The organism is Streptomyces angustmyceticus (assembly GCF_040701845.1).
GTDB lineage: Bacteria > Actinomycetota > Actinomycetes > Streptomycetales > Streptomycetaceae > Streptomyces > Streptomyces angustmyceticus_A.
In genome coordinates, this window is sequence record NZ_JBFBHQ010000002.1 from 485,552 (window position 1) to 506,555 (window position 21,004).

General features: G+C 74.4%; 18 protein-coding genes. 5 read left to right on the top strand and 13 right to left on the bottom strand.

What is annotated here, in order from left to right:
- Positions 1-21: 21 nt before the first annotated feature.
- The 6 genes from AB0411_RS06130 to AB0411_RS06155 form a co-directional block, all read right to left on the bottom strand.
- Positions 22-2,805: a fumarate reductase/succinate dehydrogenase flavoprotein subunit gene (locus tag AB0411_RS06130; RefSeq protein ID WP_366416032.1), complete on the bottom strand. Its 2,784-nt coding sequence runs from the start codon at positions 2,803-2,805 to the stop codon at positions 22-24.
- A gap of 90 nt (positions 2,806-2,895) precedes the next feature.
- On the bottom strand, positions 2,896-3,678 hold the full coding sequence (locus AB0411_RS06135) for an ABC transporter ATP-binding protein (RefSeq protein WP_366416033.1): 783 nt from the start codon (positions 3,676-3,678) through the stop codon (positions 2,896-2,898).
- Positions 3,675-4,583, bottom strand: a complete 909-nt coding sequence (locus tag AB0411_RS06140) for an ABC transporter permease (RefSeq protein ID WP_403146562.1) — start codon at positions 4,581-4,583, stop codon at positions 3,675-3,677. Before AB0411_RS06140 ends, AB0411_RS06135 begins: the two co-directional genes overlap by 4 nt.
- The gene (locus AB0411_RS06145) at positions 4,580-6,004 is read right to left on the bottom strand and encodes an ABC transporter substrate-binding protein (RefSeq protein ID WP_366416034.1); all 1,425 of its coding nucleotides are present in this window, start codon (positions 6,002-6,004) and stop codon (positions 4,580-4,582) included. Before AB0411_RS06145 ends, AB0411_RS06140 begins: the two co-directional genes overlap by 4 nt.
- Positions 6,005-6,017: 13 nt before the next feature.
- A complete protein-coding gene (locus tag AB0411_RS06150; protein WP_362700003.1) occupies positions 6,018-6,245 on the bottom strand; it encodes a 4Fe-4S dicluster domain-containing protein in 228 nt (75 codons plus the stop codon).
- 74 nt (positions 6,246-6,319) lie between these two features.
- Positions 6,320-7,090: a GntR family transcriptional regulator gene (locus tag AB0411_RS06155; RefSeq protein ID WP_366416035.1), complete on the bottom strand. Its 771-nt coding sequence runs from the start codon at positions 7,088-7,090 to the stop codon at positions 6,320-6,322.
- 439 nt (positions 7,091-7,529) lie between these two features.
- Here AB0411_RS06155 and AB0411_RS06160 point away from each other — a divergent pair, with 439 nt between their 5' ends.
- A complete protein-coding gene (locus AB0411_RS06160) occupies positions 7,530-8,444 on the top strand; it encodes a DMT family transporter (protein WP_366416036.1) in 915 nt (304 codons plus the stop codon).
- A gap of 31 nt (positions 8,445-8,475) precedes the next feature.
- Here AB0411_RS06160 and AB0411_RS06165 read toward each other — a convergent pair whose 3' ends face one another.
- The 7 genes from AB0411_RS06165 to AB0411_RS06195 form a co-directional block, all read right to left on the bottom strand.
- Positions 8,476-9,909 (bottom strand): aminobutyraldehyde dehydrogenase, encoded by a 1,434-nt coding sequence (locus tag AB0411_RS06165; protein WP_366416037.1) that lies wholly within the window; start codon positions 9,907-9,909, stop codon positions 8,476-8,478.
- Positions 9,902-11,215, bottom strand: a complete 1,314-nt coding sequence (locus AB0411_RS06170; RefSeq protein ID WP_366416038.1) for a flavin monoamine oxidase family protein — start codon at positions 11,213-11,215, stop codon at positions 9,902-9,904. Before AB0411_RS06170 ends, AB0411_RS06165 begins: the two co-directional genes overlap by 8 nt.
- Before the next feature lie 156 nt (positions 11,216-11,371).
- Positions 11,372-12,481, bottom strand: a complete 1,110-nt coding sequence (locus tag AB0411_RS06175; protein WP_366416040.1) for an ABC transporter ATP-binding protein — start codon at positions 12,479-12,481, stop codon at positions 11,372-11,374.
- A gap of 5 nt (positions 12,482-12,486) precedes the next feature.
- Complete coding sequence (locus AB0411_RS06180; RefSeq protein ID WP_366416041.1) at positions 12,487-13,332, bottom strand: ABC transporter permease; 846 nt, start codon at positions 13,330-13,332, stop codon at positions 12,487-12,489.
- A complete protein-coding gene (locus AB0411_RS06185) occupies positions 13,329-14,231 on the bottom strand; it encodes an ABC transporter permease (protein ID WP_366416042.1) in 903 nt (300 codons plus the stop codon). Before AB0411_RS06185 ends, AB0411_RS06180 begins: the two co-directional genes overlap by 4 nt.
- A gap of 1 nt (position 14,232) precedes the next feature.
- Positions 14,233-15,342: a polyamine ABC transporter substrate-binding protein gene (locus AB0411_RS06190; protein ID WP_366416043.1), complete on the bottom strand. Its 1,110-nt coding sequence runs from the start codon at positions 15,340-15,342 to the stop codon at positions 14,233-14,235.
- Between the two features lie 172 nt (positions 15,343-15,514).
- Positions 15,515-16,666: an aromatic ring-hydroxylating oxygenase subunit alpha gene (locus tag AB0411_RS06195; protein ID WP_366416044.1), complete on the bottom strand. Its 1,152-nt coding sequence runs from the start codon at positions 16,664-16,666 to the stop codon at positions 15,515-15,517.
- 346 nt (positions 16,667-17,012) lie between these two features.
- On the opposite strand from AB0411_RS06195, the gene AB0411_RS06200 reads away from it, so the two are divergent.
- From AB0411_RS06200 to AB0411_RS06215, 4 genes are read left to right on the top strand one after another with little or no spacing between them, the layout of a single operon-like run.
- Positions 17,013-17,423, top strand: coding sequence for a hypothetical protein (locus tag AB0411_RS06200; protein ID WP_366416045.1), 411 nt, complete (start codon positions 17,013-17,015; stop codon positions 17,421-17,423).
- The gene (locus AB0411_RS06205; RefSeq protein ID WP_366416046.1) at positions 17,420-18,694 is read left to right on the top strand and encodes an NADH-ubiquinone oxidoreductase-F iron-sulfur binding region domain-containing protein; all 1,275 of its coding nucleotides are present in this window, start codon (positions 17,420-17,422) and stop codon (positions 18,692-18,694) included. The genes AB0411_RS06200 and AB0411_RS06205 overlap by 4 nt, the downstream gene beginning before the upstream one ends.
- 13 nt (positions 18,695-18,707) lie before the next feature.
- The gene (locus tag AB0411_RS06210; protein ID WP_366416048.1) at positions 18,708-18,899 is read left to right on the top strand and encodes a ferredoxin; all 192 of its coding nucleotides are present in this window, start codon (positions 18,708-18,710) and stop codon (positions 18,897-18,899) included.
- Between the two features lie 2 nt (positions 18,900-18,901).
- Entirely contained in the window at positions 18,902-20,989 is a 2,088-nt protein-coding gene (locus tag AB0411_RS06215) for an acetate--CoA ligase family protein (protein WP_366416049.1), read from the top strand.
- The last annotated feature ends 15 nt before the right edge of the window (positions 20,990-21,004 follow it).

Sequence of the window (21,004 nt, forward strand, 5' to 3'; positions counted from 1 at the left end):
CCCGGGCGGCCCGCGCGGATGTCACTCCTTCGAGGCGAGCCGGGCGTAGGCGCGGACATCGGCGTCCGGGTCGTCCGCGACCGTGGCCCAGGCCCGGCGGGCGTCCTCGCGGCCGGAGTGCGCGCGCAGCGCGAGGACCCCGGCCTTGCGCACATCCGCATGCGCGTCGCGGAGCGCGGAGCGCAGCGCGGACACGGCGAGCTCGGGGTCGGCCGCCGCCAGGGCCGTGGCGGCGCCGGCGCGGACCTGCCAGGCGCCGTCGTCGAGGGCCGTGACCGCCGTCGCGTCGTACGGCGGCGGGCAGCCGGTGGTGGCGAGCGCCGCGAGCGCGGCGGCCCGGACGAGGAGGTCCTCGTCGCGCAGCAGCGCCGCCAGGTCGCCGGGGCCGCCGACCGTGCCGAGGCCGTGCGCGGCGGCCACCCGGACCTCGCGGGAGGGGTCCGTCGCGGCAGGTCGCAGGGCGTCGGTCGCATCGACGGAGACCAGGCCGCGGACGGCCTGGAGGCGCACCTCCACGGCCGGGTCGGCCAGCGCGGTGGCGAAGAGGGCCCGGTCGCCGAGGCGGAGCCCGCGCAGCACCTCCACGGCCGCCGAGCGGACCACGGCGTCGGGTCCGTGCAGGGCGGCGGCCAGCGGCGTCCGCAGGCCGGCCTCCGGCGTCAGGACCTCGATCAGTTCCCGCAGCGAGGCACCGGCGGCGGCGCGGACGGCCGGGTCGGGGTCGGCGAGGGTGGTGGCGAGGGCCCGGCCCGTGCCGGGCGGGACGCTCTCGGTGAGCGCGTCGATCGCGGCGCGGCGAACGGCGGGGTCGGGGTCGGTGAGGTAGGGACGCAGCGTGTCGAGGTCCGGTTGGTCCTCGGCGAGGGCGACGAGTTCGAGGATGCGGGGGGAGGCGCCGGGGGCGGCTGCGGCGCCGGCCTCGTGGAGGGTCGCGGCGCCGGCATCCGTCGCCCCGGTGTCCGCCGTCCCCGTCCCGGAGCCCGTGGATCCCACGGGCGGCGTGTCCCTCCGCCCCGCCGTGGCGACCTGCTCGGGGTGGACCTCCCCGAGGAATCGGGGGGCGCCGCCCACCGGGGTGTACGTATCGACCGGGACGAGGTACGGCGCCACCGGGCGGGCCGTGAACTCCATGGCGCCGCCGGCGGATTTGCGCAGATCGAGATGGTGCAGCCAGGCGTCGTCGTCGCTTCGCGGGTGGTCCGTGCGCTCGTGGTAGAGGCCCCAGCGGGACTCGGTGCGGGCCAGCGACGACCGCGCGGCCATCTCGGCGCAGTCGCGGATGAAGCCGACCTCGGCGCAGCGCATCAGCTCGTGCGGGGTGCGGGCGCCCATGCCGGCGATATCCGTGTGCATCCGGTCGAAGTGCTCGATGGCCAGCGACAGCCGGGCGCCGCTCTTGGGCGGGGCGACATAGTCGTTGACGAAGCGGCGGAGCTTGTACTCGACCTGGGGCTGCGGCGGGCCGTCCGGGTGGCGCAGCGGCCGGTAGACCAGTTCGTGGGCGGCCTGCAGCTGGTCGGCGGGCAACGCGCCGTCGTACGCCCGGTATCGGGCCGCGTCGGCTCCGGCCAGGTCGCCGAAGACGAAGGCGCCGATCATGTAGTTGTGCGGGACGCAGGCCAGGTCGCCCGCCGCGTACAGCCCCGGCACGGTGGTGCGGGCGTGGTCGTCGACGCGGACGCCGGACGCCGAGTGCCCGCCGCAGAGGCCGATCTCGGAGATGTGCATCTCCACGTCGTGGGTGCGGTAGTCGTGGCCGCGCCCGGCGTGGAAGGTGCCGCGGGTGGGGCGCTCGGTGGTGTGCAGGATCGTCTCCAGGGCGGAGACGGACTCCTCCGGGAGGTGACTCAGCTTCAGGTAGACCGGGCCGCGTTCGGAGGCGACCTCGGACGCGAACTCCGCCATCATCTGCCCCGACCAGTAGTCGGATTCCACGAACCGCTCGCCGTGCCGGTTGACCTGGTAGCCGCCGAAGGGGTTGGCGACATAGGCGCAGGCCGGGCCGTTGTAGTCCTTGATCAGGGGATTGATCTGGAAGCACTCGATGCCGGTCAGCTCGGCGCCCGCGTGGTACGCCATGGCGTAGCCGTCGCCCGCGTTGGTGGGGTTCTCGTAGGTGCCGTAGAGGTAGCCGGAGGCGGGCAGGCCGAGGCGGCCGCAGGCGCCGGTGGCGAGGATCACCGCGCCGGCCCGGACCGTGACGAACCGCCCCGTGCGGGTGTGGAAGCCCGCCGCGCCGACCGCCCGGCCGCCGGAGGTCAGCACCCGCACCGGCATCACACGGTTCTCGATGCGGATCCGCTCGCGCATCTCCCGGCGGCGCAACTGCCGGTAGAGGACCTTCTTGACGTCCTTGCCCTCCGGCATCGGCAGCACATACGAGCCGGAGCGGTGCACCTGGCGGACCGCGTACTCGCCGTGCTCGTCCTTCTCGAACTTCACGCCGTACGACTCCAGCCGCTGGACCATCGCAAAGCCGCGGGTCGCGGTCTGGCGGACGGTGGACTGGTCGACGATGCCGTCGTTGGCACGGGTGATCTCGGCGACGTAGTCGTCGGGCTCCGCGCGGCCCGGGACGACGGCGTTGTTGACCCCGTCCATGCCCATCGCCAGCGCACCGGAGTGGCGGACATGAGCCTTCTCCAGCAGCAGGACCGAGGCGCCGTGTTCGGCGGCGGTGAGCGCCGCCATGGTCCCCGCGGTGCCGCCGCCGATCACCAGGACATCGCAGGTCAGCTCCTCGGCGTCGTCGAGGGAGGGGATCTCCATGGCCTCCGGGGCCTTCGGGGCGGTGCCTGGCGGCATGGCGGTGCCTTTCGGTCGCCGGTCACGTCATCTGACGTGCCGTCATATCGGTGGTCGGTCGGGTGGGTCCGGGGCGCCGGGGGCGTCCGGTCAGGGGCCGGGCCGGTCGCCCAGGGAGGCGAGGATCTCGCGGCGCAGTGCCACGGTCGCCGGCTCGGCGTGCGCCGCGCGGTCGCGGGGCCGCGGGACGTCCAGCACCCGGCCGGTGCCCAGCAGCGCCACCCGGTCGCCCAGGAACAGCGCCTCGTCCACGTCATGGGTGACGAAGACGACGGTGGCGCCGGTGCCGCGCAGCGCCGTCACCAGCAATTGCTGCATCCCGGCCCGGGTCTGCGCGTCGAGCGCCCCGAACGGCTCGTCCATCAGGACCGCCCGCGGCCGTCCGGCCAGCGCGCGGGCCAGCTGGGCGCGCTGCCGCTGGCCGCCGGAGACATGGTGCGGCAGGCGGGCGGCGTGCTCGGCCAGCCCGACCCGGGCCAGCCACGCGTCGGCGCGCTGCCTGCGCTCCGCGCGCGCCACACCCCGCACGGCCAGCGGGAGTTCCACATTGCCCCGCAGGGTGCGCCACGGCAGCAGCGCATCCTCCTGGAAGACCAGCGCACGGTCGGCGCCGGGCCCCTCGGCCGGTGCGCCGTCCTGGCTCAGCCGGCCGTCGAGCAGCGGCAGCAGACCCGCCAGCGTGCGCAGCAGGGTGGACTTGCCGCAGCCGGACGGTCCGACGACGGTGAGGATCTCGCCCGGGGCGACCTCGAGGTCCACACCCTCCAGCACGGGGGCGCCGGGCCGGCCCAGCACGGCGTTGCCGAGGGTCAGCCGGAGACCGGGGGCGGGTTCTCGTGCCGGAGCCGCCGCGGTGATCCCGGTACCGGTCATGAGGTCCCCCCGAGCAGCGTCCGGCCCGCCCGCCGGCGGCTTCGGCCACCCGTGGACGGCGGCGCGGCGTGCGCGGTCCGCGGCAGCCAGCGGGTCAGCCGCCGTCCCAGGAGTTCCACCGCCGTGGAGGTGAACCGGCCGAGCAGGCCGATGGTGGCCATGCCGACGAACACCCCCGGGTAGTCGACGATGGTGTAGTCCTGCCAGGTCCGGTAACCCACGCCGTACTCGCCGGAGATCATCTCGGCGGAGATCACACAGATCCACGAGACGCCGATGCCCACCGACAGCCCGCCCAGGATGCCGGGCAGCGCCCCCGGCAGCACCACCGAGCACAGCACCCGCCACCGGCCCCCGCCCATGGTGCGCACCGCCTCCTCCCAGACGGGCGTCAGCGCCCGCACCGCGTGCCGGGTGGAGACCGTGACCGGGAAGAACGCCGCGGCGCAGGTGATGAAGACGATGCCCTGCTCGTTGCTGGGGAACAGCAGGATCGCCACCGGGACCAGCGCGATCGCCGGGACGGGGCGCAGTACTTCGAGCAGCGGACCGAGGAGGTCGGCGGCGAGCGGGGAGCGGGCGACGGCGGTGCCGACGGCGACGCCGAGGACGGCCGCGAGCGCGAAACCGCCGACGATCCGGGTCAGGCTGTCGGAGACGTCCTGCCAGTACGTGGCGGTGCCGAGCCGGCGGGCGAACTCCCGGGCCGTCTCGGTGACCGTGGGGAACTGGGCGAACCGCAGCCACAGGTTCACCCGGAACTGGGCGAGCACCTGCCAGGCCGCGAGCGCCACGAGGACCGCCGCGGTGCGCCGGGCCCGGCGGATCCGGGCCCGGCGGCGCGGGCCCGCCCGTTCCGTACCGGCCGCCGCGGTGGTGGGCGCGGTGGTGGTGGGCGCGCTCACCGGACCCGCCCCAGAGCGTCGGCGTAGCCGAGGGCGCGGGCACCACGGTGGTGCCGCAGCCAGGCGTCGGCGGTGGCGCGGGCGGCGAAGGGCAACAGCCGCGCGCCGTCGCGCACCCAGACCGACTTGTCGGCGAACCAGCGGGTGCCGGTCGTCGCGTCGGCCACGTACGCGGCCCGCACCCGGCCGCGGTGCGCGGCGGCGAACCGCAGCAGGGCCTCGGGGCCGGTGAAGGAGTGGGTACGGTCCTCGCCGCGCAGCCAGACCTCGTCGGGCGCGGGGTGCGCGGTGCTGCGGCGGGCCTTGGCGTACCCGCTGCCGTAACTCTGCTTCAGGTAATGGTCGGTGACGAAGGAGTCGACATCGACCGGCCCGGTGAGCCGGGCCGCGCGCAGCACGGCAACGTCCTTCCTGAGCGCGGCGATCAGCTGGGGCTTGAGGGTGGGGTCGAAGGTGGCGAGGCCGCCGGAGCCGTTGTAGAGGTAGACCACCTCCGGCGGCAGGCCGGTGGCCCCGGCGACCCGCCGGGCGGCGTCGACCGGGTGGGCCTGCAGAAAGCGGGTCGCGTCCCGCTGCGCGGCGAGGAACGCCCGCACCACGGCGGGGCGCCGCGAGGCGAAGGCGTCCCGTACGGTCACCCCGTGGAAGGTGGGCAGGCCGAGCGCGCCCCCGTCGTAGAGCGCCTGGGCCTTGCCCTGGAAGGCGAGTAGCCCCGGCCAGGCCACGAACTGGGAGAGGGCGTCCGCGGCACCGGACTGGAGCGCCGAGGCACCCACGGCCGGCTCCTGGTTCAGCTTGTGGATGTCCTTGTCCGGGTCCATCCCGGCCCGCTGCAGGGCCCGTACGAGCGTGCCGTCGGAGGCCGAGCCGACGCTGCTGGAGACCTTCTTGCCGCGCAGGTCCGCCAGCGAGCGCAGGGGCGAACCGGGCTTGGTGACAAGGGTGTTGAGCGCCCCGCGCAGGTTGTAGCCGGTGACCGAGACCAGCCGGGTGGGGGCGTGCAGCTGCGTACCGCGGGCGGCGTTGAGGAGCAGCGGGAAGTCGCCCATCGAGCCGATGTCGACCTTCCCCGCGACCATCTGCGCGGTGATCGGCGCACCGGTCGCGTAGTCCTGCCACCGCACCTTGTACGTCTTCCCGTCCCGCTTGCCCTGGGCGCGCAGCGCACGTTCGAAGGAGCCCAGCGAGCGCAGCAGGGTTCCGGCGGTGACGGTGTTGATGGTCTTGGACTGGTAGCCGACGGTCACGGTGACGGTCCTGCCGTCCGAGGCGTCCGCGGTGGTGCCGCAGCCGCTGAGCGACGCCGCCAGCAGGGCGGTCGGGAGCGCCGCGGCGAGCGCCCTGCGGCGCGGGGCACCCGGCGCGGCGGACGAGGGGGGCGGGGACGGCACGGAGGGGGAGCCCGGGGGTCGGGAGCTCATGGACGGGGGCCTCTCATCGCAGCAAATAGGGCATGTTCACCGTGACCGCACCGGTGGGACAGCGCGCGGCGCACGGCCCGCAGTACCAGCACTCGTCGACGTGCATGTACGCCTTGTTGCTCGCCGGGTCGATGGCGAGCGAGTCCAGCGGGCACATGTCGACGCACAGGGTGCAGCCGTCGATGCACTTGGATTCGTCGATGGTCACGGGCACGTCGGCGCGTTGCGGCGCAAGAGGCATGGCGGTCTCCAGGGCAGGGCGGAGCAGGGCGGGGGGAGCGGAAGCGGTGGGTGAGGGCGGGCGCGGGGAGGGGCTCAGAGCGTGCGGTGCAGCAGGCCCCGCATGGTGAGGCGGTCGCCGCGGAAGCGGATGAACTCCAGGTCGACGGGGGAGCCGTCGGCGAGATGGGTGAGGCGTTCGAGCATCAGCACGGCCGTGCCGCGCGGCGCCTCCAGAACGGCGGCCGAGTGCGCGTCGGCGTTGACGGCCTCCAGGGTGATCTCCGCGGTGCCCAACGGCTGTCCGGCGCTCTCCTCGATCAGCCGGAACACGTCGTTGTTCTCCAGGTCGGCGTCGAGCAGGGGCAGCCCGATGTCCATCGGGAGGTAGGTGAGGTCCAGGGAGAGGGGCAGGCCGTCGAGCCGGCGCAGCCGCTCCACGTAGAGCACCTCGCTGCGCGGCGGGAGCCGCAGCCGGTCCGCCACCGGGGCCGGGGCGGCGACCGGGCTGATGGTGCGCACCTCGTTGGTGACCCGGCCGTGCGAGTGCAGGGTCTCGGCCAGGCCCATCAACCGGTCCAGCGCATGCGGGTACTTCTGGCCCACCACCACCGTGCCCACCCCCGGCTGGCGCGCCACGAGCTGTTCGGCGCGCAGCAGGTCGAGGGCCTGGCGGACGGTGTTGCGGGACACGCCGTAGTCGGCGCCGATCACTTCCTCGTGCGGCAGCACGCCCTCGGGGAAGCGGCCCCCGAGCACCTGGTGCCGCAACAGGTCGGCGAGCTGCCGGGCGCGGTCGGCGCGGAGCCGGCGACGGCGCGCCGCGGCGACCGGTGTCGTGTGCTGGCGGGTGCGTTCGGCTGGCATGCGGTGGACCATACCGAGGGGGTCCGGCCCGTGGTGTTGCCGCAGTATTGCGCCACCTGACGCCGCCCGGGCCGCCGCCGTGACCTGCGGATCCGGCACCGCGGCGGCAAGATCTGCCACTGCGGACGCGGCCCTCTTCCCGCTCCGTGACGCCGTCCCGGCACTTTCCCGGCCCGACGCCCTCGCCACTGCGGATCCGACGCCCTCGTCGCCCCCGCCCCGGCACCCCGCCACCCCGGACGCAGCGCCCGCCGCCCCGGAGGCGACCCCTCCGGCTCAGCGAATGCGGGCGTCCGGCGCCCGTGTCGCCGGGCCCTCCGCGCGCCCTGCGGATAGCGTCGCCCCCGTACCGCGCCGCCCGGCGCCGCCCGGCACCGCCCGGCCGCCGGCGGCCGGCCCCGCCCCGGTGCCGGGGCGGCCGCGACGAGGAGGTGGGCGCGTGGCCGTACTGTTCGCACTGCTCGCGGCGGCCAGCAATGCGCTGGCCACGGTGCTGCAGCGCCGCGCGGCCCGTACGGTCCCGCTGTCCGCCGGTCTGCGCCTGGGCCTGCTCGTCGATCTGCTGCACCGTGCGGTCTGGCTCGGCGGGATGCTCGCGGTCGTCGCCGCGGCCTGCTTCCAGGCGCTGGCCCTCTCGCAGGGGGCGCTGTCGGTGGTGCAGCCCCTCTTCGTCCTCGAACTCCCCCTCGCCCTGCTCTTCGGCAAGGTCATCCTCGGCGGACGGATCTCCCGCGCGGGATGGACGGGCGTGGTACTGCTCGTCGTCGGACTCGGCTGCGCCCTCGCGGCCGCCGCGCCCACCATCGGCACCACCCACGCCCCGTTCGCCCGCTGGATCCCGGCCCTCGTGGTCTGCGCCGTGGTGATCGCCGCGGCGGTCGGCGCGGCGCTCCGCCGGGGAGCGGGCGGAGTACGGGCGGCCTGCTTCGCCGGGGCCACCGCGGTCGCCTACGCGCTCACCGCCGCGCTGATGAAGGACGCCACCCACGCCTGGCAGACCGGCGGGCCCGCCGCGTTCTTCACCACCTGGCAGACCTACGGCTTCGCCGCCGTCGGGGTGCTGGCGCTCTTCCTGCTGGAGAACGCCATGCAGTCGGGCCCGCTGACCGCCTCGCAGCCGGTCCTCACCCTCGGGGACGCGCTGGTGAGCCTGTCGCTGGGCGTCACCCTCTTCGACGAACGGGTGCGGACCGGCTGGTGGCTGCTGCCCGAGTGCCTGGGCATCGCGCTGGTGCTGTGGGGCGCCGTGCTGCTCTCCCGTGTGGCGCTCGCCCGGGACCTGACGGGCGCTCAGGAAACGGCGTCCGGGGCCGCCCGCGACACCGGGCCGGAGCCGGGAACGGCGGACACGTGAGCGCACCGGGCCGCCGGGCCCGGCGGCCGCCTCACAGCATGACGTGCTTGACCTGCGTGTAGTCCAACAGGCCCGCGAGGGACAGATCGCTGCCGTAGCCGGAGTGCTTGACCCCGCCGTGCGGCATCTCCGACACCGTCGTGCCGTGGGTGTTCACCCAGACGATCCCGGTGTGCAGGGCGCGGGTGGCCCGCATGGCGCGCGCATGGTCGGCGGTCCACACGCTCGCCGCCAGCCCGAACCGGACCCCGTTCGCCAGCCGGAGGGCCTCGGCCTCGTCTCCGAAGGGCTGCACCGTGACGACCGGGCCGAAGATCTCCTCCTGCACGATCTCGTCGTCCTGGCGCACCCCGGCGACGACCGTGGGGGAGTGGAACCAGCCGGGCCGCTCCGGCGCCGTACCCCCCGTCACCACCTCGGCGTGATCCGGCAGGCGGCTCAACAAGCCCTGTACGGAGCCCAGTTGGGCCGAACTGTTCAGCGGGCCGTAGTCGGCGGCCGGATCGTCGGGCGGCCCGGTCCGCAGCGTGCGCGCGGCCTGTGCGAACGCGCTCACGAAGGCCTCGTAGCGGCGGTGGTGCACCAGGAACCGGGTGGGCGCGGTGCAGTCCTGGCCGGCGTTGAAGAACGCCACGGCCGCGAGCTCGGCCGCGGCCCACGCGACGTCCGCGTCCTCATGGACGAGGACCGGCGCATTGCCGCCCAGCTCCAGGTGCACCCGTTTCAGGTCCGCCGCGGCGGAGGCGGCGATCTCCCGCCCGGCCCGGACGCTGCCGGTGACGGCGACGAGCCGGGGCACCGGGTGGGTGGTCAGCGACCGCCCCGTGTCGCGGTCCCCGCAGACCACGTTGAGCACACCGGGCGGCAGATGCTCCGCGGCGATCCGGGCGAGCAGCGCGGTGGAGGACGGGGTGGTGTCGGCGGGCTTGAGGACGACGGTGTTGCCTGCCGCGAGCGCCGGGGCGACCTTCCACGCGGCCATCATCAGCGGATAGTTCCAGGGGGTGATCTGGGCACAGACACCGACCGGTTCGCGGCGCTGGACCGAGGTGCGGCCCTCGGTGTACTCCGCGGCGGCCGCCCCGGGAAGACTGCGTGCCGCCCCCGCGAAGTAGCGGAAGGTGTCGACCACGGCGGGCAGTTCCTCGGTCCGGAACAGCTCCGGCGGCTTGCCGGTGTCCCCGACCTCGGCCGCCACCAGCGCCTCGGCGTGCGTCTCGACCGCGTCGGCGATCCGCAGCAGCGCCTGCTGCCGCTCGGCGGGGGTGGCCGGCGACCAGCGGGCGAGGGCGGTCTCGGCGGCGGAGCAGGCCGCGTCGGTGTCGGACGGGCCGGAGCGCGCGGCGCTGCCGTGCACCTCGCCGGTGGCGGGGTCGACCAGGTCCGTGGTCGCGCCGGAGGCCGCCGGGCGGTCCGTTCCCGCGATGTGGTTGCGGACCGGGGCGGAGGAGGTGTGCTCAGCCATGGCGCAGCACCTCCCGCGCCGCGTCGCGGCCGGTGCGCACCGCGCCCTCCATGTAGCCGGCGACCCACTGGTCGGACCCGCAGACGTAGAAGGGCGGCTCGTGCGCGCCGTGCAGCGGGCCGACGGCCATCACGTCGCCCGGGTTCCACTGCGTGACGTAGCCCTGGGTCCAGGGATCGGTGCCCCACATCCGCAGATACGACGTGAACGGCTGGAAGGCCTCGGCGCCGTAGAGCCGGGCCACGTCCGCGAGCAGCTCGTGGTCACGGACCGGGGCGGGCATGCCCAGCAGGACGCCGTAGCGCTCGGGCGGGATGAGCGCGGAGAGGATGCCCTCGCTCTGCGGCCAGGTGCTGCCGAGCACGCCCTCGCACTCGGAGAGACCGTTGAGGTCCGAGCTGCGCCAGAAGGGCTTGTCGTAGGCCGCGGCGAACTTGGCCGCGACGGCCTGCCGCTGGCGGTGCAGCGAGGCGACCCGGGCCTCGGAGACGCCGGTGAGCGCGACCGAGCGGAGCGGGCCGACCGGCAGGGCACTGACCACGGCGTCGGCCGTCAGGACCTCCCCGCCCGCCAGCCGCACCCGGCACCCTCCCGGCCGCACCGCCACCTCCTCGACGACCGCTTCGAGCCGGATGCGCCGGCCGAGTTCGGCGGCCATGCGCAGCGCCACCGTCGCCGAGCCCTCGGCCACCCGCAGCCCCTCCCAGTCCTCGTAGGCGTAGGGGTCGTCACCGGGGACCGCGGCGTGCTTGCGCAGCGCGGAGAGCAGGGAGGTGCGCTCGTAGGAGCCGCTGGCCAGGGCGAGTTGGCCGATCTCCCAGAGGCGGACGACGGCCGGGCTCGCGCCCTCGCCGCGCAGCCAGGCGCCGACCGACAGCCGGTCGAGGGTCGCCGCGTGCGGATGGGACCACGGGTCCTCGGGGTCCACGGTCCGGGCCAGCGCGACGAAGGCGTCGGTGACCTTCCGGTGGCAGGCCTCGTCGCCGGGGCCGAACCAGTGCGGCGGGTCGCCGGCGGAGACCCCTTCCGCGGTGGCCCGCGCCATCCGGCCGGGCTCGGCGACATAGCTGGGGATGAGGGACAGGCCCAGCTCGGCGGCCAGCGCGAGGTAGGCGGTGTGGGCCCGGCCCACCACCTCGCCGCCGAGCTGGACCAGCCGGCCGTCGGGCAGTACGGCCTGCTCGACGCGTCCACCGACCCGGTCGCGGGCCTCCAGGACGAGGACGTCGGCGCCGGCCGTGCTCAGGTCCCGCGCCGCGGCGAGCCCGGCGAGGCCGGCACCGAGCACGATGACATCGTGGTTCATGGGGGAGCTTCCTTTGCTGTCGGCGGGCGGCCGGGAGGGGCCGGGAGGGCCGGGGCGGACGCACCGGGCGTGGTCGGGGCGGGGGCCGGACGACGGGCCGGGGCCGGTCGGGCCGAGCGGGCACCGCGGCCCCGGCCCCGATCCGTCGGACCGGCCCTACTCCAGGACCAGGCAGTGCTCCGGGCGCCAGCCGATCTCCACGCTCTCGCCGCCGCTCCAGCGGTCCTCCATGCGCGAGCGGTCGGTGTTCTGCTCCAGTACGGACACCGTGACGCCGGGGGCGAGTTCGATCAGATAGGTGGTGGTGGGGCCGGAGTAGACGGTCTCCCGCACCACGCCCCGCACCAGCGCCATGCCCGGTTCGAAGTCGGAGAGCCAGATCTTCTCGGGCCGGATCGACAGGCTGACGCTGCTGCCGTCGGCGACGCCGCCGCGGTCCCCGACCGGCAGCGCGGGGCCGCAGTCGAGGACCACCTGCCCGTCGCGGTAGGTGCCGGGGACCAGGTTGGAGGTCCCCATGAAGGAGGCCACGAAGCGGCTGGTGGGGTGTTCGTAGACGTCCTCCGGCGTCCCGCACTGCTCGACCCGGCCCTCGTTCATCACCGCCACCCGGTCCGACATGGTCAGCGCCTCGTCCTGGTCGTGGGTGACGAAGACGAAGGTGATGCCGACCTCGCGCTGGATCTGCTTGAGCTCGACCTGCATCCGCCGCCGCAGCTTGAGGTCGAGCGCGGCCAGCGGCTCGTCGAGCAGCAGCACTTGCGGCCGGTTGACCAGGGCGCGGGCCAGGGCCACCCGCTGGCGCTGGCCGCCGGAGAGCGTACCGGGCTTGCGGTCGCCCAGCCCGCCGAGCTGCACCCGCTCCAGCATCACGCCCACCCGCTCGCGGATCTCGGCCCGGCCGACGCCCTTGCGCTTGAGGCCGAAGGCCACGTTGTCGGCCACCGAGAGGTGGTCGAAGAGGGCGTAGCTCTGGAAGACCGTGTTGACGTTGCGCTTGTCGGGCGGGAGCGCGGTCACGTCCTCACCGCTGAGCAGGATGGTGCCCGCGGTGGGTTCGGTGAAGCCGCCGATCATCCGCAGCGAGGTGGTCTTGCCGCAGCCGGACGGGCCCAGCAGGGAGAAGAACTCGCCGGGTGCGATGTCCAGGGAGAGGTCGTGCACCGCGTAGGAACCGCCGTAGTTCTTGCTGAGGCGGTCGAGCCGGACGGCGGGCGGGGCGCCGGCCGGGGCCGCGCCGGCGGAGGGGTCGTCGGAGGAGGTCATGGGTGTCACTTCCCGGAGAGCAGATCGAGGCCACCGCGGCGGCCGAACAGACGCGGGATGGCCAGGGCGAGACCGATGAGGCCGACGGAACCGGCGAGCATCAGCGTGCCGACGGCGTTGATGGTGGGCTGGACGCCGAACCGGATCGCCGAGTAGATGCGGACGGACAGCGGCTGCGGGTCCACTCCGGTGGTGAAGTAGGCGAGCACGAAGTCGTCGAAGACCAGGGCGAAGACGAGCACCGCGGAGGCCAGGATGCTGGGCAGCAGCGCGGGCAGGGTGACCAGGCGCAGCGCCTGCCACCGGGTGGCGCCCAGGTCCATCGCCGCCTCCTCGACCTCCGGGTTGAGGGCGGCGATCCGCGAGCGCAGGATCACCGTCACATAGGAGATGGAGAAGGTGATCTCCGCGAGCATCACGGTGCCCGAGGAGAGGGTGATGTCCGTGCCCTTGAAGAGCAGCATCGCGGCGACCCCCGTGACGATCTCCGGGGTGATCAGCGGGACCAGCATGATCAGGCCGGCCAGCGAGCCGAGCCGGGTACGGCAGCGCACCAGCCCCAGGGCCAGTGCCACGCCCAGGACCACCGAGCCCGCCATGGCCACCAGGGAGACCCGCAGGCTCATGCCGAGCGACTCGATCAGCACGTTGTCGTGGAAGAACGCGGAGTACCAGCGGAGGCTGAAGCCCTTGAAGACGGTGAGCGACTTCTGCCCGTTGAAGGAGAAGAGGACCACCACCGCGATGGGGAGGTAGAGGAGGAGGAAGAAGACGGCGGTGACGGTGAGGGCGACCCGGGGCCTGCGGTCGGTGCCGCGGCGGTGCCGGCGGTGCGGGGTGCGGAGCGTCATCGGGCGGCCTCCGCCTCGTCCTTGCGGGTGCGCCGCAGATAGCCGAGCATCCCGATGAAGAGCACCGCCATCATCAGCATGGTGAGGGCGGAGCCCAGCGGCCAGTTCTGGCCCTGGAAGAACTTGTCCTGGATCAGGTTGCCGATCATGATCTGGTCCGGCCCGCCCATCAGCTGGGCGCTCACGAAGTCGCCCATGGCGGGCAGGAAGACCAGGACGGCGCCGGCGGCGGCACCCTGCCGGGTCGCCGGGAGGGTGACGAAGAAGAAGGTCCGCAACGGCCCTCCGTACAGGTCGCGTCCCGCCTCGATCAGGGAGAGGTCCATCCGCTCCAGTGCCGCGTACAGCGGGATGATCATGAAGACGATGAAGCCGTAGACGAGCCCGGCGATGACCCCGACACCGCTCTGCAGGATCTTGGTGTGCGCGTCGGCGAGTCCGACCGCGCGCAGCGCCTTGAGCACCGGGCCGCCGTCGGACAGCACCACCGACCAGCCGTACATCCGCACCAGGTAGTTGGCGAAGAACGGGACGACGATCGCGGCGATCAGCAGGTTCTTGAACCGCCCGCCGTGCAGGGCGATGGTGTAGGCGACCGGATAGGCCACGACCAGGCAGACGGCGCAGGCGATCAGCGCGAAGCCCAGCGAGCGCAGCAGCACGATGCGGTAGGCCGGGTCGGCCATCGCCGCGATGTTGGCGAAGTTGAACCCGAACCGCGGGTTGCCGAGGGGGTCGGTGGTGCCCAGGGCCAGGGTGGCCACGAGGATCAGGGAGGCGATGAGGAACCCGGTCATCCACAGGGTGCCGGGGAGCATGAGCCAGGTCCACAGCCGGGTGCCGGACGCGGAGCGCCCGCGCCGGTCCCGGAGTGCCCCGGAGGGGGTGCGTTGTGCCATGTCAGCCGGCTTTCACGTGGGTCCAGGCGGTATCGCGGGCCTGCTCGCCCTCCGAGGACGCATTGCGGAAGAAGAGGTCGGCCTTGAGGTCGTCGGGGGAGACCAGGCACTGCGGGAACGGCTTCACGATCGAGGCGTAGACGTCCTCGCTGCCGCCGACCGGCATGGGGTAGCCGATGTACCGGATGTTCTTCCGTACGTTCTCGGGTCTGAGCATGTAGTCGATGAAGAGCATCGCCGTGCCGGGATGGCGGGCGTTGGCGGGGATCGCGTAGCAGTCCGAGTTGATCGGCGCGCCCTCCCGGGCGACCTCGAAGCCGAGCACGGACGGGTCCTTGGCCTGTCCGAGCATGGCGGCCATGTCGCCGCTCCAGGCCTGGGTCATCGCCGCGTTGCCGTTGAGCAGGTTGTTGTAACTGTCGCTGGAGAAGCCGCGCAGGCGGGGGCGGAGGCTCTGCAGCGTGGCGGTGATCCGGGCGAGGTCGCGCTCGTCGGCGGTGTCGATGTCCAGGCCGAGTTTGAGAGCGGCCATTCCGAGCACCTCGTCGCGGTCGTCGAGGACGAAGACCTGTCCCTCGGCCCGGGCGTTCCACAGGTCCTTCCAGGAGCCGGTCAGGTCGTCGCCTATCCGGTCCTTCCGCCAGCCGATGCCCGTCTTGTACATGGTGAACGGCACGGTGTGCGCGGAGCGGCGGTCGTACCAGGGGTCGGCGAAGTAGCGGTACTTGCCGAACACCGCGTCGGCGTGGCGGAGCCGGGAGTGGTCGATACGGCGCAGCCGGCGGCCCTCGGCGAGGCGCTGCGCCCATTTCGCGGTGGGGAAGATGATGTCGTAGCGGTTCCCGGCGTTGAGCTTGGCGGCCATGCCCTCCATCGAGTCGAAGTTCGACTGGATGACCTTGACGCCGTACTCCTTCTCGAACCCGTCGAAGACGGCCGGGGCGACGAAGTCCGCCCAGTTGAAATACACCAGGTCGCCGTCCGCCTTGACGTCGATCGGCCGGTCCGGGTCGCCGAAGGCGTTGCGGTCCTCCGGCAGAAAGCCGCAGCCGGCCAGGCCGGCGCCGAGGGCCGCGGCGACGCCCGAGCGCAGGAGCGCGCGCCGGGACACGGGTGGGGGTTCCTCGGGGGACATGAGGTCCTCTCCGTAGGGGATGTGCGCTGCTTCAGGGAGCGGTCGCGGATGCACGGAAGCCCTGTCCTCCGTGCGGGACCTGTCAGCCGTGGCGCGGGGCGTCGCGCGCCGAGGGGGACGGCTCGTGGCGCTGTCTCACCGGTGCGGGTCAGCGCATCGCGCCACCGAGGTCGGTGCGTACCCGGTCGGCGAACCAGCCGACCGCGGCCTCGCGGCGGGACAGGGGGCCCGGCTCGAAGCCCGGGGTGCCGAGGCCTTTTTGCACCCGGGACACCAGTTCGGCGTCTTCGTCATTGGTGATCCAGCCGATGTGGATGTTGAGCCGGCGCGCGAGCCGGGTCCGCGCACTCGTCCCGCGCCGCGTGTAGAACGCGCCGGGGACGGCCACCCGGTCGACCGCCGTCGGTATGGCGGTCCAGGCAAGCACATGGTCGGGGTAGAAGTCGATGAGTGTGTTGGGGTAGATCACCGCGTACCGCCAGATCCGCCGGTCGGCCTCGGTCAGGCCGGGCATGGGGGAGGCGAGGCGCTGGTAGAGCCGCTCGGCCCAGTTCGAGGAGGGCTTGTCGCGCAGCGGCGAGGCGAAGAGGACGTAGGACTCGTCGATCTCGCTGGTGTAGCCCTGGTAGTCGAGCAGCCGCATCAGCCCGGGGTGGGCGACCGGGACGTGGTAGCCCTCCAGGTAGTTGTCGACGGCGACCTTCCAGTTGGCCTCCTGCACTTCCGCGCCGGCCAGGTCGTGGATGCGGCTGCGTCCGACCGGCACCAGATCGGTCCCCGCGTAGTGGCCGACGGCCTCGGCCAGCCCGGCGCACTGCTCGGCCAGCGGCACGGCGTCCGGGTCGAGGTTGGCGAAGACGAACCCCAGGAACGACTCCACCCGGACCGGGAAGAGGCCGAGGGCGGGTTTGTCCAGGCAGGGGATCTGCCGCGCTTCGGGCGCGCCGACCAGCCGCCCGTCGAGCTTGTACGTCCAGCCGTGGTACGGGCAGCGGATGGCCTTGCCGGACGACTCGGGGGCGGCGACCAGGCGGGTGCCGCGGTGCCGGCACACATTGAGGTGTCCGGCCAGGCCGCCGTCCTCGGTGCGGACGACCAGGACCTCGCGGTCGGCGACGGTGGCGGCGAGCCGGGCGCCGGGGCCGGGGAGGTCGGACTCGTGGCACACGAGCTGCCAGGACCTGGCGAAGATGTGCCGCGTCTCGGCGGCGGCCGTGGCCGGGTCGGTGTAGTAGCGGGCGGGCAGGGCCTGCCCGGGGACGTCCTGTGCCGTCGCTGTCGTGGTGGCTTCGGGGTGCATCGGGGTCACTCCTCCATGCCGCACGGGAGGCCCGGGGCCGTGGCGGGCAGGGCGCGGTGGAACGTCCCTGGACCGGCGCACCGGATCCGTGCTGACTAATTGGTCAGTCAGATTGCTGGCGGGTTTCAACGAAGTCAAGACTTGTGTCCTGACTAATTGATTAGTTAGCTTAGTCGTGTCGCTGCTCCGGCGCTCCGCCGCACGGATCCCGGAAGCGAGCGGGCGCGCCGCGCCCCGATCCGCAGGCCGCACCCCGCAACGCCACCTCACCCCGGCGCCGGGCCACGGCAACGCCCCCATCCGGCGGCCCCGGCCCGGCATCCCACCCCTCTCCCCGGAGGCACGCATGAGCGGTCGTCGGAACCTGATCTGGCTCGGGCTCACCCCCGAACCCGAACGGGAACTGCCCGCCACCGTCGCGGCCCTGCGCACCGCCGCACGGCGGACGGCCAGGACCCCCGAGGAGGCGGCCGAGGCCGAACGGCGCCGCGTCGAGCGCCTGATCCTGCACGGCACCCAGCGCGGCTGGCTGCGCTACCTCGCCGAGGTGACCGGCCTGGTGACGGCGGTCGCCGGCCGTGACCGCCCCGGCGACCGCCGGGCCGCCCTCCGCGCGGCCGAGGTCGTGCTCGACCACCACCGCATGCTGATCGGCCTCCCCGGACCGGGGTACGACCGGACGGCCGCGGACCGCAGCGCCCTGGAACGCGTGGTGCGCACCCTGCGCACCGCCCCACCGGACGGAGACCGAGGATGACCGGGATCGACTCCCTGATACCGCCGGGTAACCCCTCCGTGCTGGGTGCGGCACCGGGCGTGACCGAGGACGCCCGGGCGTATCTGGCCGCCGGCGGCTACCGCGGCGCGATCGGCGCGGCGGAGCTCCTCGACCGCCTCGACGGCCTGCGCGGACGCGGCGGCGCCGGCTTCCCCACCGCGGCGAAACTCCGCGCCGTCCGGGACGCCGGGCCCCGCCCCGTCGTCGTGGCCAACGGCGAGGAGGGCGAGCCCGGCTCCGTCAAGGACCGCTGGCTGCTGCGGGCCCGCCCGCACCTGGTCCTGGACGGGCTGGCGCGTGCCGCGGAGATCACCGGCGCGGAACGCGGCTATGTCTACGTCTCCGACACCGCGGCGGGTGAGCGGATCCGCCGTGCGCTCGCCGAGCGGGCGCCCCGGCTGCCGTGCGACGTCGTCGACACCGCGCACACCTATGTCGCGGGGGAGGAGACCGCCGTGGTCCGCCGGATCAACGGCGGCCCCGCCCTCCCCACCGCCAAACCGCCCCGCCCCTTCCAGCAGGGCGTCGGCGGGGCCCCGACCCTCGTCGCCAACGTCGAGACCCTGGCCCGGATCGCGCTCATCGCCGCACAGCCGGACCGCCGGCGCCCGGCCGCCCGCGCCACCCTGGTCACGCTCGCCGGACGTGGCGCCGAACCCCTGCTCGCCGAGGTGCCCTACGGCTGCACCCTGCGGACCCTCGCGCGGGCCCAGGGCACCCCCGAGCCGGCCGGCGTCCTCATGGGCGGCCTCTTCGGCGGACTGCTCGGCCCCGGCCGGCTCGACCTCGCGCTGGACCCCGACACCCTCGCGGCCGCGGGCACGGCGCTGGGCTGCGGGGCGATCCGCTTCCTCGCCCCCGACGAGTGCCCGGTGTCCCTCGCCTCCGCCGCCGTCGCCCATCTCGCCGCCGAGAGCGCCCGGCAGTGCGGCATCTGCGTCGCGGGCACCGGCTCGGTGCGCGACGCCCTCGGCGCCCTGACGAACGGCACCGCCGACGCGGGCCTCCTCACCCGGCTGCGGCGCTGGTCCACCTCGCTGCCGGGCCGGGGCGCCTGCGGCCTGCTCGACGCCGCTGCGGGCACGGCCGGCAGCCTGCTGCGCGCCTTCCCCGACCTGGTCCGTGCCCACCTCGACGCCCCCTGCCCGGGCTGCGCCGCGCCCGCCGACACCGGCCGGCTCACCGTGCCCGTCCCGCACGTCGCCCGCCGTCCCGTGCCCCGCCCCCGCTCCGCCGCCTCCCCCCGCTGAAAGGACGACCGCCGTGAAACTCCGTCTCGACGCCACCCGCTGCCAGGGCTACGGCCTGTGCCAGGAACCCGCACCGGACCTCATCGACCTCGACGAGTTCGGCTACGCCGTCGTCACCGCCGACCCCGCGCCGGGCGCCTTTGAGGACGCCGCCCGCGCCGCCGCCGAGGCCTGCCCCAACTCCGCGCTCCGGCTGGAGAGGTGACCATGGGACGTGATCTGTCGGCGCTGTTCGACCCGAAGTCGGTCGCGGTGGTCGGGGCCAGCGACGACCCGGCGAAGTACGGCCATGCGGTCGCCGCCCAGGCCCTGCGGGCCCCCGACCGCCGGCCCGTCCACCTGGTGAACCGCCGGGGCGGCACGGTCCTCGGGCGCACCGCGGCCACCTCCCTCGCCGGGATCGGCCAACCCGTCGACCTCGTGGTGATCGCCGTACCGGGTCCCGGCTTCGAGGCCGCCGTCGACGACGCGCTCGCCTGCGGGGCCCGCGCCCTCGTCGGCATCACCGCCGGTTTCGCCGAGACCGGCCCCGCCGGACTGGCCCGCCAACAGGCCGTCGCCGACCGGGTGCGCGCCGCCGGCGCCGTCCTCGTCGGCCCGAACTGCCTCGGCATCGCCGACAACACCACCGAGCTCTACCTCGCCTCGGACCGCTTCGCCCCCGGCGGCATCGCCCTGCTGAGCCAGAGCGGCAACCTCGCGCTCGAACTCCAACTCCGCTGCGCCCCGCACGGGCTGGGCTTCTCCCGCTTCGTCTCGCTGGGCAACCAGGCCGACGTCACCCTCGTCGACCTGATCGAGGACGCCGCCCGGCACGACACCACCCGGGCCATCGCCGTCTACGCGGAGGACTTCGGCGACGGCCGGGCCTTCGCCGAGGCGGCCGCCGCCGCGGGCAAACCGGTGGTCCTGCTCACCGCCGGGCGGGGCGCCGCCTCCGCGCGCAGCGCGCAGTCCCACACCGGCGCCCTGACCACCTCCGCCGACGTCGTGGCCGCCGCCTGCCGCGACGCGGGCGTCCAACTGGTCGCCACACCCCACGAGATGACCGTTGTCCTCGCCGCGCTGAACGGGGGGCGGCGCGCCACCGGACACCGCACCGCGGTCTGCACGGACGGCGGCGGCCACGGTGCCATCGCCGCCGACGCCACCGAAACCGCCGGGCTGGCCGTCCCCGAACTCGGGCCCGCCGCACAGCAGCGGCTCAGGACACTGCTGTGGGAACAGTCCGCGGTGGGCAACCCCGTCGACCTCGCCGGGATGGGGGAGCAAAACCCGCACTCCTACGGCGACACCGTCGGCGTCCTGCTCGCCCTGGACGAGGTCGACTCCGTCGTGCTGACCGGGTACTTCGGCGGCTACTCGGCGGCGACCGGCGGCCTGGGCGGCCCGGCGGCCGAGAGCGGCACCGCGGGCGGCGGGAGCGCCCTCGCGGCGGGCGAGCTGGAGACCGCGCAGCAGATGGCCGCCCATGCGGCGAGCACCGCCAAACCCCTAGTGGTGCAGTCGATGTTCCCGGACGCCCCCAGCTGCCGGACGCTGGTCGAGGCGGGCATACCGGTGTTCGCCGCCACCGAGGACGCCGCCCGCGCGCTGGCCGCCATGACCGCGGACGAGGCCGCCGGCCCGCCCGGCGTGCGCCCGCTGCCACCGGCCGCGGCACCGCTGCGCGACCCCGGCTACCACGGCGTACGCGCCCTGCTGAGCGCCGGCGGGGTGCCCTTCCCCGAGGCCCGTGAGATCACCGATGAGGCCCAACTTCTCGCCGCGGCCGACGCGTTCGGGGGACCGTACGTCCTCAAGGCCCTCCACCTCCTGCACAAGTCCGACGCCGGCGGGGTCGCCCTGGGCCTGCCGGACCGGGCCGCGCTCGTCACCGCCTTCCGGGAGATGCACGCCCGGCTCGGCGCCGCCTCCTACTCCGTCGAGGCGATGGCCGACCTGACCGACGGCGTCGAGCTGATCGTGGGGGTGCACCGCGACCCCCGGTTCGGCCCGGTCGCCATGGTCGGACTGGGCGGAGTGCTCACCGAGGCCCTGCACGACGTCGCCTTCGCACTCGCGCCCGTCCCGGCGGCCCGCGCCGCACAACTGCTGACCGGGCTGCGGACCGCCGCGCTCCTCCACGGCGTCCGCGGCCGCCCCGCCGTCGATCTGACCGCGGCGGCGGCCGTGATCGAGCGTCTCACCACGCTCGCCGCCGCCCACCCCGAGATCGCGGAGATCGAGGTCAATCCGCTGCTCGTCCGCCCGGACGGCGCCCTCGCCCTCGACGCCCGCGCCGTACTGGCCTGACGCCCGCCCCGCCCG